Origin of the sequence: Burkholderia sp. E168m23 (assembly GCF_016586125.1) — a bacterium.
In the GTDB taxonomy this organism is placed as follows: Bacteria; Pseudomonadota; Gammaproteobacteria; order Burkholderiales; family Burkholderiaceae; genus Burkholderia; species Burkholderia orbicola.
Genome location: NZ_BCPP01000085.1, coordinates 1 through 12,404 on the forward strand (window position 1 = coordinate 1; position 12,404 = coordinate 12,404).

Sequence of the window (12,404 nt, forward strand, 5' to 3'; positions counted from 1 at the left end):
GTCGTACGTGATGATCCGGAAGCCGCGCAGTTCCGGGCTCTGGACTTGCGCGTCCCAGTTCAGGCGGCTGCCGAGCAGGCCGTGGATCAGGATGACCGGCACGCCGTCCGGGTCGCCGCTTTCCTGAACGGCCAGCTTCACGCCGTCCGTCGACGTCACGGTATAGGTCAGCGGCGCGGCGGCCGCATCGTACGCCAACGCGAACGGCGTCACCCACCAGATCACGGCGATCAGCCAGCGGATCAGCACTCGGGTAGTCATGGGTTCTTTCCTCCAGGCATGAACGGACGCTCAGTCTCAACCCTCACACTGATGTGAGAGTCAAGCGAATCGTGCTAACCTGCCCTTCATGAAAAATCCGCCTACCCAGCCGCTGCTGACCATCGGCAAACTCGCGCAGCTCACCGGCGCGAGCGTGCGCTCGATCCGGCACTACGACGAGCACGGCCTGCTCGCGTCGGTGCGCGCGGACAACGGCTATCGCCTGTTTCCCGACAAGGCTGTGACGCAGGTCAAGCAGATTCAGCGCATGATCGCGACCGGTTTCACCCTCGACGACATTCGCGGTTTTCCGGACTGCATGCTGCTGATCGAAGGTGCGCGTTCGTGCGATCAGATCACCGACGTCCAGCGCGAACGCCTCGAAGCGATCGACCGTCAGATCGCCGATCTCGAGAAGCGACGCGCAAGGCTCGTCAAAATGTTGCGGGATGGTGCGGTGCCGCCGCTCGATTGATCAGTGCGTCTTTCCCGCTACGGATGCGAGCCCATCCACGCGCATCGGGCACAATACGCGCCCTCACCTTTTTGCCCGTGGTCACACTCATGCGCGTCATCGTCGTCGGAACGAGCGGATCGGGAAAATCCACCTTCGCCAGCGCGCTGGCAACCGCCGCAGCGTGCCCATACATCGAACTCGATCGGCTCTACTGGGGCCCCGGCTGGACCGCCGTGCCGCCCGCGCAGTTCGAACATGCGGTGCTGGCGGCGACGACCGGCGACCGCTGGGTCGCCGACGGAAACTACAGCGCGGTGTGCGACGTGCTGTGGTCGCGGGCCACGCACGTCGTGTGGCTCAACTTCGGCCGATGGACGGTGTTTTCCCGTGTGCTGCGGCGCACGATCGGCCGCGGGCTCATGCGCACCCGGCTCTCTCACGGCAACCGGGAATCGCTGCGGATGGCGTTCTGTTCGCGCGACTCGGTGCTGCTGTGGTCGTACACGACGTTCACGAAAAACCGCGTCAAGTTCGCCGGCTTGCGCGACGACCCGAAATACGCGCATCTGCAATGGATGGAAATCACCGAGCCGTCGCATACCCGCGCAGTCATCGAGATGCTGGCCCGCACCGGCCTCTGCGACTGAACGCGGCACGACAACGGCCACCTCGCGTCAATCGTCGAAGGTACCCTGATATTCCGGCGCGGCATCCGCACGCGTATTCAGTTCGAACATCACGCCACCCGGCGCGCGGCAAAAGAAGCGCGAGCCGCGCCCGTTGTTGAACACGTCCGTCTCCATTGCAACGCCCTCTTCCTTGAAGCGCGCGAACAACGCGTGCACGGCATCGAGACTCGGCAGTTCGAAGCCGACGTGGAAATTGGTCGGCCATGCGGGCACGCCATCGCCGACGTGATCGATCACGACGTCGAAGCCCGGGCGCTTGAGAATCCAGGATTTGTCCCAGCTTCCCGCGATCGTGAAGCCGAGGTATCGCTCGAAGAATCGGGCCGTCGCCAGCGTATCGGCCGAGGGGAAGCTCAGGTGGTTGAGCTTCATCGTGGGTGTCGTTTCGGTCATGGTCATGGTCATGGTCGTGCTCTCCGATGCGGTGGTGGGCGGAGGCCCCATGCCGTGCCGCCCGAGGACTTCAGAATACGAGCGCGGGCTCACATTCAACAACTCGCATTGAACGTTGCGCCGGACGCGGGCGAAACCCTTGCGGGGCCGGTAGTCGAGCGATGAAGGCGATCTCGGCGGACGGCGCCACTCGCATTCGCGACAGGTGCCGTCGATGCGGGATGGCCGGTCAGATGAAGGCGCCAAACGACGACGGCCCGGGATTCGCAAACGAACCCCGGGCCACCGCTCGACCGCGGGTGCCGGGCATGACATGCATTGCCCGGCACCCGCGCATCGCTCAACGCTACGCGAGCTGCATCAGAACTGATAACCCGCGCCGACCACTGCGCCGAAGTCCGAGCGCGTGTTGCCCGTCACCGATGCCTTGACGACCCAGCGGTTGCTCTCCGTCACGTACGAGTAGCCGGCCGCGAAGCCTTGCTGGCCGTGATAGTTCGACGTCGCCGCCGACACCATCGAGCGCCCCGCGCCGGTCGGCTGCGGCAAGCCGGCCACCGCCATCGCCGACGCGACACCGCCGTACATGTCCTTCTTCAGGTCGTTGAACGAGTTGTACACCTGCCCGATGCGCTGGTCGGTATACCCCTTCGCCTGCGTCGACGCCGTCGCGAGGTTGTCGTTCAGCTGCTGCACGTTCACCGCGTCGGTCGGCGCCGTGCCGGCCGCGACGTTCGTGATCTGGCGCTCGCTGCCCTTCGCGCCGACCGAGAACGAGTTGTCGCGATCGGCGACGGAGCCCTGGCCAACGGCCACCGCATTCTTGCCGGTTGCGGTCGCCGTCGAGCCGATCGCCCCCGCATCGGCGCGCGCGATCCACGTGGTGTTCGCATCGGTCGCGGCCGCGCGGATCTTGTCGTTGGCCGCGACGTTCTGCAGCGCGGCGTTGAACTGGCCCACGTTGACCGCGTCGTTCGCGTTCACGCCCGCCGCGACGCCGGTCAGCACGCGGTCGCCCGCCGTACCGGAGAAGTTCACGCTGGTGCCGCCCGAATCCTTTCCGACCGTGATCGCGCCGTTCGGGTCCTGCTGCTGCACGAGGCCGGCCTTGCCGTTCGCGATGTTGGTCACGCTGCCTTGCAGGTTGGAAATGTCGGTGGTGTTCTTCGACACCTGCTGGTTGGTCGCATAGAGCTGCGAGCCATTCACCGCGTCGGTGCTGGTGGCGCTCAGCGTGCCGGCCTGCACGTTGGTGATGCGCGTGCCGCCCGCGCCGCCGAGCGTGATCGTGCTCTTCGAGCTGTCGTCGTACTGCACCGCGAGCGCGCCGAGCTGGTTCAGGTTCGACTGCACGTCCTTCAACTGCTTCACGTTCACCGCGTCGGTATCGCTGGTGCCCGCCGCGACGTTCTTCAGCACGACGGCCGAGGTGGCGTCGCCGCCGACGAGCGACACCGAATTCAGCCGGTTGCCGCTCGCGTCGACGTCGTACTTGACGACGTTCTTCACCGCTTCGCCGGCCTGGTTCGACACGTTGGTGATCTGCTGTTCGAGCGTGGTCTTCACGCCGGACAACTGGCCGCCGTTGACCGCATCCGTGCTGCCCGCGGCGACGTTGCCGTCGGCCACGTTGGTCAGCTTCGTCGGCGCACTGCCGCGCGCGGCGTTGAACGCGCCGAGCGTCGGGTCGAATTGCAGTGCATCCTGTTGCAGCCCGGCGATCGCCGCCGTGTTGCCCGCGATATTCGTTTCGGCATTGTCGATGCGCGTTTCGTGATTCGCGAGCGTCGTCGTGTTGCTGCCGACCCGGCCGTCGAGGTTCGTCAGCGCGTCGCCGACGTTGTTGAACGCACTGCCGCCGATCTTGTAGTTCGGTGCGCCGATCGAGCCGTCCGGGTTCGCCGTCGCGCCGCCGCCGAGCGCGGCCGCGGTGCCGTCGGTCGCGCGCCGCAGTTGCGCGCCGTTCACCGCGTCGGTACTGCCGGCCGCGACGTTGCCTGCCGCGACGTTGGTCACGCGCACCGGATTGCCGCCGTTGCCTGCACCGAGCGATACCTGCTGCTTGCTCGCATCGTCGTATTTCACGGCGAGCGCGTCGAGCTGGCTCGTGCCGTCGTGAATCGCCGCGTTCAATTGATCGACGTTGACCGCGTCGGTGCCGCTCTTGCCGGCCGCGACGTTGCTGATCAGCTGCGGGCCGTGGCCGCCGTGGCTCGCATCGTACGCGCCGAGGCCCGGGTTCCATTGCAGCGCGTCCTGCTGGAGCGCCGCGATGTTGCCGGTATTCGTCGTCACCTGGTTGCCGACGGTCGTGATCGACTGGTTGAGCGCGTCGGTCGCCTTGCCGAGCTGGCCGACGTTCACGGCATCGCCCGCCGCCACGCCATCCGCGACGTTGTGCAGGCCGACCGGCGCCGTTGCGCCCTTGCCGCCGAGCGTGACGCCGCCATGCGCATCGTCGTCGTACTGCACCGCATTCTTCGTCGCGTTGCCGATCTGGCTGGTGATCGACGTGCTCAGGTTGCCGAGCGTCGTGCTGAGGTTGTTCGTCACGCTCGTGCTGAGCGATGCAAGGCCGCCGTTCAACTGGCCGACGTTGACGGCGTCGTGCGCGTCCTTGCCGTCCGCGACGTTGTGCAGCGTCGTGCCGTTGGGGCCGGCGAACGTCACCGAGTCGAAGCCGCTCGCGCCGTCGTACTTGACGTTGCGCGTATCGGCCGCCTGCAGGCCGGCGATGTTCGAGGCCGCCGTGCTCAGCGAGCCGTTGATGCCGGTCACGCTGTTCTGCAGGTTCGTGATGTTCGACGCCGCCGTCGAAATGGACGTTTGCAGCGGCGTGAGGCTACCCTTCAACTGACCGACGTTGACCGCGTCGGTATCGGCCACGCCCGCTGCCACGCCGCCGATCGTCGTGCCGGCGGCGCCGTCGAGCGCGATCGCCGCATGCGAGTCGTCGGTGTATTTGACGACGTTCTTGGTGGCCGTGACGATGCTCGTGCTGAGGCTGTTGCCGACGCTGGTCACGCGCTGGTCGACGTTCGAGATCGTGGTTGACAGCGAATTGCCGACCGACGTCACGCGTGCATCGACGTTGCCGATGCCCGTGCTCAGCGTACTGTTCACGTTCTTCAGTTGCTGGACGTTGACGGCATCCGTATCGGCCGCGCCCGCCGCGACGTTCTTGAGCTGGCGTTCGCTGCCGAGCGCGCCGAACGACACCGCGCCGCCGACCGGTGCGGCCGTGCCGCCGAACACCGGCGTGCCGCCGTTGTTCGCGCCGACGCTGCCCGAGCCGATCGCCACCTGGTTGTTGTCGTTCGTCTGCGCGCCGGCGCCGATCGCCACCGACTGCGTGCCGCCGGCACGCGTCTGCGTCGCCGCGTCGTACGATGCGCCGGCCGATACGCCGTCGCTCGACGTCGGGTTCGCGCCGCCGATCGCGACCGAGCGGTCGCCGCTGGCGAGCGCCGAGTGGCCGAGCGCGATCGAACTCGTGCCGTGCGCATCCGCGACGTTGCCGAGCGCCATCGAGAAATCGCCGACCGCCGCCGACTGACGGCCGATTGCCAGCGCGGTATTACCCTGCGCGACCGCCACCGTGCCGATCGCGGTGGCCGAGTTCGCCAGCGCCTGCGAACCGACGCCGATCGCGATCGCGCCGCCGCTGCTGGTGCCGCCCTTGCTGCTCGCATTCGACTGGTCGCCGATCGCGATGCCGCTGGTGCCGGCCTTCGCATTGGTGCCCTGCGTCACGTTCGCGGTGCTGACCGCCACGTAACTGCCGTTCTTCGTTGCCACGCATAGCGGGTTGGTGCCGTCGATACACTGGCCGTTCAGCGCGTTGTCGGGGTTGCCGCGGTCGACGAAATTGTCCGCATGGGCGGCGCCGGCGATCAGCACACCCGCACCCGTGAACATCGCGGCGGCGAGCGCCGAAATCTGCTTCCTCTTCATGGTCTTCTGCTCCGTTGTGTAGCGTCTGGTTTGAATACGGACTACTTACTTTTATTGACAGCTTCGACTTCGATTACGGTTGAGACTTCTCTCGGAAGTGGATTCCACGGCCCGGACACAAGCCATGTCGAGACGACACGTATCGCGCACGCTCGTTTCGACAGGGCGTTCGAAAGCCCCGGGCATGTCGTCGGTTCGACGTCCCGTTCCGCTAATCCGGCTATTGCATTAGGAATACGTATTGATTCTTATGGACGAGTCTTCCCCCGGCTGAATCCGGAGATCCAACCCGTCGTCATGAACATCCCCGATTTGTCGTCGCGCCGACCGCGACCCACCACGCTTCTTTTATTTCATCCCCGGCAACCGGGTTCCATTTCCGTGCAGCAAGCATGTGCCTGGGCGAGCATCAATTGATGCGCAGGCCCCGGGTCTGAAAACGTCCGTCGCCGCTTTCGGCACTTCCGCTGCCCTGCTCCACCCGTCATTCAAAGTTCGGACGAATTATGAGACACGAGATTAAATTATTAAAGCCGACATTCTTTATAGATTGTAAAATCTAAAATATTCAACGACTTACGTAAAATATACTCATCTCGCAAACGATTTCGCACCCATGCCGTTATTCAAAATCTTTTACCGGTCGGATAAATACTTTGCCAAAGCGGATTCAATTAAAAAACTTTCCGAAAAAAGCGACCTCGAAACCGGCCGACTCGGCGCTTTTACGCCGGATATACGCGTAAACCACGAGCATTGACGCACATCGACGCTTCACGCTCCTGTCGCAAACCGCCATTTTCGATAATCGTGAAGGGTGAATCGTGCGAATAGGGCCGCCATGTCTGGCCGGATTCGAAATATGCTCCTACAATTCCGCTCGCACCGATTCCGGCAGTCGCGATCATTTCCACGCGAGCACGGCAATCCCTCGCGTGTCGACTGGCTTGGCGATCAAAACAACGAACGCCGTGCGATGCGCCGAGCGATTGCCTGCCGCGCGGTTCCGCCCTGTACGGATTCGATGCGAGCATGCGATGCAATGGATGCATCGCCACAGAGCGGCTTCCGACGTTTCCTCCGCACCGGGCAGGCCACCCGCGGAAACGCAGTCAACCGCCTTTTCACAACAGGTGCACGATGTCTTCATCGATCTCCGCATTGAGCGACGCGCATATCCTGATCGTCGACGATCAACCCGACCAGCTAAGGTTGCTGATCGACATCCTGCGCAGCACGGGATGCCGGATCAGCATCGCATTCGACGGCACGCAAGCGTGCCAGCGCGCGCAGGCACTGATGCCCGACCTGATCCTGATGGACGTGCGCATGCCGCGCATGGACGGCTTCACCGCATGCCGTCTGCTCGCCGCCGATCCGCTGACGTGCGCGATCCCGGTCATCTTCCTGACCGTGGCCGACGCATTGCACGAGCGGCTCGAAGGGCTCGAGATCGGCGGCGTCGACTATGTGGTGAAACCGTTCGAGCCGGCGGAAGTGATCGCGCGGATTCGCGTGCAGCTCTCGCGCACGAAACGCGAACGGCCGGCCGCGGCGCAACAGGTGCAAGGGCCGTCCGCGGGCGGCAAGGAGGACGACATCATCGTTCGCGCGGCGATCCGCCACTTGTCGCGCACGCTGAACGATCCGCCGACGGTGGAAGAACTGGCGCGTGCGGTCGGCACGCACGAAAAACGCTTGTCGCGTGCGTTTCGCGACAATCTCGGCCAGACGGTGTTCGAGTATCTCCGCTACGAGCGGCTGCGAATCGCGCAGGATCTGCTGGATTCCACCTCGCTCAGCATCGCCAGCATCGCGAAGGAAATCGGCTTTTCCACGCCGGCCAATTTCGCGACCGCCTTTCGCGAACGGTTCGGCATCACACCGACCGAATGGCGCCGCCAGGGCCACGCGGGTGCGCGCGCCGCGGCCCGGCAGCCGCAACGCCGCGCGTAGGCCGATGCAACGCGAGGGCGCTTACCAGTTGTATTTCGCGCTGGCCAGCACGGTCCGCTCGTTGCCGAACACGCACACCGCGTACGACTGGCAGCCGCTCACATAGCGCCGGTCGAACAGGTTCGCGACGTTCACCGCGAAACGCCAGCGCGGCAGGTCGTAATGGATCGCGAGGTCGTAAAGCGTCGCGCTCGGCACCGTCAGCGAATTGTCGGGCGCGCCCGCCGACGCGCTCTGGTAGCGCACGCCACCGCCGACGCCGAGGCCCGCCAGCGCGCCCGTATGCCAGGTCCAGTCGGCCCACATCGACGCCATCTGCCGCGGCAGCGGCACGGACACTGGCCAGTGATTCAGCGATACGTCGTTCGCCTGCACGTTCTTGACGTCCTGATACGCATACGACGCGACGATCGACAGCCCGTGCGTCACCTTGCCGACCGCGCTCAGCTCGATGCCGCGCGAGCGCACCTTGCCGGTCTGTACCGACGTCGTGGCGGTCGGGTCGAGATTGACCGGCGTCGGCGTCACGACGTTGGTCTGGTCGATCTGATACACGGCCGCGTTCAGCATCAGGTTCCGGCCGGCCGGCTGCCAGCGCAGCCCGGCCTCCGTCTGCGTGCCGCGGGTCGGTTTCGGCAAGCCGCCGCCGAACATCCGCACGCCGATGACGGGATCGAACGACGTCGAATAGCTGACGTAAGGCGACAATCCGGCGTCGCCGCGATAGGTGAGCCCGACCCGCCCGGAGAATGCACTGACGTCCTGCTGCGCATGCGTGCCGGCGGTGCGGTCGTCGAAGCGCGCATTCACGACATCCTCGCGGCCGCCGAGCGTCAGCGTCCAGCGCTGCCAGCGGATCTGGTCCTGCGCGTACACGCCGACACCGTTCATCGCGGTGTACTGATCGACGTGGCCGAGCGACGTCGGGCCGGAGAAGATCGCGGCCGTCACGGGCCGATAGACGGGGTGGTACAGGTCGAGCGACGGCGCGAGCGCGAGCCATACGCTGTTGGTCGTCGTCTGCCGGTCGAACTGCACGCCGAACAGCAGCGTGTGTTCGAGCGACCCCGTGCCGAAGCGCGCCTGCGCGTGGTTGTCGATGTCGAACCGGCTGTAGTTGAGCTGGAACAGCCCCGCGAAACGCATCATGTTCGTCGTGCTGCGGGGCGCGAGGCCGTTGCCGAACACCGTCGCATCGTCGAGCGACAGGTGCGACCAGCGCACGTCCTGGTGCAACGACCAGATCGCATTCACGCGGTGTTCCAGCGCGTAACCGAGCGACCATTGCTTCTTGCGATAGTCGTTGAACGACGGGTCGCCCATGTAGAGGTCCTGCGACAGGCGGCCGTTCGGGTTCGGCAGCACCGTGCCCGATGCGGGCAGGAAGTTCGACGAGATGTCGCCGCTGTCCTGCAGGAACGTCGCGGAAAGCGTCAGCGACGTGTCGGCGTTCGGCCGCCACCGGAACGACGGCGCGAGCGCGACGCGGCGGTCGCCGTTCGGGCCGGTCACCGCGTTGCCGTCGCGCGCGATGCCGACGAATCGGTAGGCATACTTTCCATCCGGATCAAGCCTGTCGCCGACGTCGAGCATGGCTTGCTTGCGCGCATCGTTGCCGATCTGCACGCCGGCTTCGCGCACGCGCTCGCCGTCGGCGAGTTTCGTATGTGCATCGACGATCGCACCCGGCTCGCCCGCGCCGTACAGCACCGACGTCGGCCCTCGCAGCACCGCGATCGAGTCGATCGTGTACGGATCGACGCGCCAGTTCGCGATCACGGCCGTGTTCGGCGCCGGCAGGCCGTCGACGTACAGCGTCGGCGTGAAGCCGCGCAGCGCCGCATACCAGTCGGTGCGGCTGTCGGCGCCGAACGTCGCGAAACCCGGCACGTAGCGCAACGCCTGGTTCAGGTCGGCCGCGCCGGTCATGTCGATCTGTTGCGCGGTCACGAGGTTGAGCGTTTGCGGAATCTCGTCGACCGGCGTGTCGGTCTTGGTGCCGGTGGCGGTGCGCCGCCCGACCAGTCCGACGGACGAAGCAGCATCGACCGGCCCTCGCACGTCGATGGCCGGCAGCACCGCCACCGCCGCGCCCGGCGCCGGTGCCTGCGCGTGCGCCGCGCCCGCGGCGGCCACGCACCACGCTCCGCCTGCCGCGATCGCCCGCGCGCGCCGCCCCGTCCCTGTCTCCATCCACATCGTTTCGATACTCCGTCGTGCTGGGTTGGCCCGTTCGGCCGGATCGGCGGACCGCGGGTCGCCGGGGTCCGTCCGGTGGTGTCGTGATTGCCGTGCTGGCGAAGGCAGTGAGGCGTGGAGCGTCGGGATGCACCGTCCGGTCGCGCCGTTCGCGAGCGCAGCGATCATACCGGCCGAACGTGGCGCGGTCTTTAAAAAAATCAAATCGACGAAGGCGGAGGCACGCAGATTGCTCGTCGCACGGACCGCACCAGGAACCCGGCGCAACCGGGCATCGACGTGACACGCACATCCGGCAGGATTCACATCGGCATTTCAGGCTGGCGCTACCCCGGCTGGCGAGGGACGTTCTATCCGGCCGACCTGAAACAGGCCAGCGAGCTGCAGTATGCATCGGGCCGCATGCAGACGATCGAGATCAACGGCACGCACTACAGCTTGCAAGCGCCTGACAGTTGGCGGCGCTGGTACGCCGACACACCGCCCGGGTTCGTGTTCAGCGTGAAAGGCTCGCGCTATCTGACGCACATGCTGCGCTTTCGCGGCGAAACGGCCACGACCGCGTGCGCGAATTTTTTCGCTCAGGGGCTGTTCGCGCTGAAGGACAAGCTGGGGCCGCTGCTGTGGCAATTTCCACCGTCGCTGCGTTTCGATCCGGCGCACATGGAACGCTTCCTGAGCCTGCTGCCGCCCGACACGGAAGCGGCGCTCGCGCTCGCCCGACGGCACGATGCGCGGGTGCGTGAACCGTATCTGCAGATCGACCGCAAGCGAGCGTTGCGTCATGCGGTGGAAGTGCGGCACGACAGCTTCGTGGACCCGGCGTTCGTGAAACTGCTGCGCCGCCACAAGGTCGCGCTCGTCGTGTCGGATTCGACCGAGGCGTGGCCGCAGTTCGAGGATCTGAGCGCACGCTTCGTCTACATCCGGCTGCACGGCACCGAAACGAAGTATTCGGGCGAATACGCCGATGCGGCACTCGAACGATGGGCGCGCAGAATCGAAGCGTGGAGCCGGGGCACGCAGCCGGACGATGCGCGTCTCGCCGCACCGGCGCTGCCACCGCCGCGCGCGGCGACGCGCGACGTGTACTGCTATTTCGACAACGACACGAAAACGCAAGCGCCGTTCGACGCCGGGCGGCTGATGGATCGGCTCGGGCTGCATGCGCACGATGCGGCGCCGCAATGAAACGCTCGGCAGGCTATGACCATCGGGAATGTCGTCCGCCGTCGCATGGGCAGGCGCGCAATATGCTCCTGCACTCGCGGATCGCGCCCTTCATCGCGCTCGCCGCGCGCCGGTAAATTTTGCAAGACCGGCAACCGGCATCATGGGCCAATACTGCAAGGAGAAAAACGATGACCCTGCTTATCTATCTGGTCGGATGGATCATCTTCATCGGCGGCGTCGCCTGGGGTTTGATGACGCTGCACGTCTCTCAGCACATCATCGAGATCGTGGCCGTCATCCTGTTCGGCATCGCGGTCATCACCGGCGCGACGCGCGCCCGGAATCGCGACCGGTCGTAGTGTCACGGCGCGTCGCGCGCCGGTAGTCGCTCGTTGCGTCGGGTTCGACGTGCGAGCGTCAATCCGATTCTTCGCATTCCTTACGCTTCTGGTCGATCTAGCGTGGGACGTCGTGCGTCATCGCTACGGTGGCGATCTGCAGTCGAATGCAAAGCGGCGCGTCAGCGAAACGAGCAAGCGGGAATCCCGAATCGTGATCCCGCCGTGCTTGTACGTGACGCGCCCGAATGTTCCCGGCCACCCATTGACTGCGGCGGCCGGGTGCTCACGTCGCTTACTTCCTCGGCAGCGGCGCGGTCAGCGAGCTGACGAGCGACGTCACCGGCGCCAGCAGACCGCCGCCTGCCCCGGCACTGCCCCCTTGCGCGGAATCGCTGTTCAGCGAAACCGCCAGCGCCGGGAGCACGCCGGCCACCGATCCGACAGCCGAACCGACCGAATGCACCGCCGCGTTGGCGATCGTCGCGCCGCCGGAGACGAGCGCGCCGACTGCATTGGTCGCGCCGCCGACCGCACCGGCCGCCGTGCCACCGTTGAGCGCGACACTCAGTGCCGGAAGCGTGCCTGCGATCGCGCCCGTCGTGCTGGTTACGGTGTTCGCCAGCGTACCCGTCAGGCCGGTCGTGACCGCCGCGAGGGAGCCGGCCGCGCCGGTTGCGCCCGTGAGAACGCCGGTTCCGGCGCCGGCGATGCCGCCTGCGCCGCTCGTGGCCGATCCGATCAATGACGTGACCGCCGATGCGAGCGGCGTGATCGCCGCCGTGCCGCTGCCGGCGACGCCGGTTACCGCGCCGGACACTGCGCCGATCGCGCCGGTGGCGGCACCAACCGGCAGCGATCCGCCGAGATTGCCGACGATGCTCGTGATCGGCGTGATCAGCGCGCCGCCGTTGCCCGCGACACCGGTGACGGCGTTGACGACACCCGTGCCGGTGTTGGCTACCGTGCCGACGATGCTGCCGA

At 66.0% G+C, this 12,404-nt stretch carries 8 protein-coding genes and 2 pseudogenes; 5 read left to right on the top strand and 5 right to left on the bottom strand.

Annotation, left to right across the window (positions count from 1 at the left end):
• Window positions 1–261: pseudogene (locus JMF90_RS07165) on the bottom strand (alpha/beta hydrolase); the annotation flags it as partial.
• 88 nt (window positions 262–349) lie between these two features.
• On the opposite strand from JMF90_RS07165, the gene JMF90_RS07170 reads away from it, so the two are divergent.
• Window positions 350–736 carry a MerR family transcriptional regulator gene (locus tag JMF90_RS07170; protein WP_011549915.1) on the top strand — a complete coding sequence of 129 codons (387 nt, stop codon included), beginning with the start codon at window positions 350–352 and terminating at the stop codon, window positions 734–736.
• A gap of 89 nt (window positions 737–825) precedes the next feature.
• Window positions 826–1,365 carry a toxin gene (locus JMF90_RS07175; RefSeq protein ID WP_054928653.1) on the top strand — a complete coding sequence of 180 codons (540 nt, stop codon included), beginning with the start codon at window positions 826–828 and terminating at the stop codon, window positions 1,363–1,365.
• A 27-nt stretch (window positions 1,366–1,392) separates the two neighbouring features.
• Here JMF90_RS07175 and JMF90_RS07180 read toward each other — a convergent pair whose 3' ends face one another.
• Window positions 1,393–1,800 (bottom strand): VOC family protein, encoded by a 408-nt coding sequence (locus JMF90_RS07180; protein WP_012336869.1) that lies wholly within the window; start codon window positions 1,798–1,800, stop codon window positions 1,393–1,395.
• A 360-nt stretch (window positions 1,801–2,160) separates the two neighbouring features.
• Window positions 2,161–5,754, bottom strand: a complete 3,594-nt coding sequence (locus tag JMF90_RS07185; RefSeq protein WP_011549918.1) for a YadA family autotransporter adhesin — start codon at window positions 5,752–5,754, stop codon at window positions 2,161–2,163.
• 1,140 nt (window positions 5,755–6,894) lie between these two features.
• On the opposite strand from JMF90_RS07185, the gene JMF90_RS07190 reads away from it, so the two are divergent.
• Window positions 6,895–7,710 carry a response regulator gene (locus tag JMF90_RS07190; protein WP_011549920.1) on the top strand — a complete coding sequence of 272 codons (816 nt, stop codon included), beginning with the start codon at window positions 6,895–6,897 and terminating at the stop codon, window positions 7,708–7,710.
• A 21-nt stretch (window positions 7,711–7,731) separates the two neighbouring features.
• Here JMF90_RS07190 and JMF90_RS07195 read toward each other — a convergent pair whose 3' ends face one another.
• On the bottom strand, window positions 7,732–9,909 hold the full coding sequence (locus JMF90_RS07195) for a TonB-dependent siderophore receptor (protein WP_054928652.1): 2,178 nt from the start codon (window positions 9,907–9,909) through the stop codon (window positions 7,732–7,734).
• A 279-nt stretch (window positions 9,910–10,188) separates the two neighbouring features.
• Here JMF90_RS07195 and JMF90_RS07200 point away from each other — a divergent pair, with 279 nt between their 5' ends.
• Both JMF90_RS07200 and JMF90_RS07205 read left to right on the top strand, forming a co-directional pair.
• The gene (locus tag JMF90_RS07200; protein ID WP_011549922.1) at window positions 10,189–11,100 is read left to right on the top strand and encodes a DUF72 domain-containing protein; all 912 of its coding nucleotides are present in this window, start codon (window positions 10,189–10,191) and stop codon (window positions 11,098–11,100) included.
• A gap of 170 nt (window positions 11,101–11,270) precedes the next feature.
• Window positions 11,271–11,441 (top strand): hypothetical protein, encoded by a 171-nt coding sequence (locus tag JMF90_RS07205; RefSeq protein WP_006397039.1) that lies wholly within the window; start codon window positions 11,271–11,273, stop codon window positions 11,439–11,441.
• Between the two features lie 274 nt (window positions 11,442–11,715).
• Here JMF90_RS07205 and JMF90_RS07210 read toward each other — a convergent pair.
• Window positions 11,716–12,404, bottom strand: a pseudogene (locus tag JMF90_RS07210) (hypothetical protein); the annotation flags it as partial.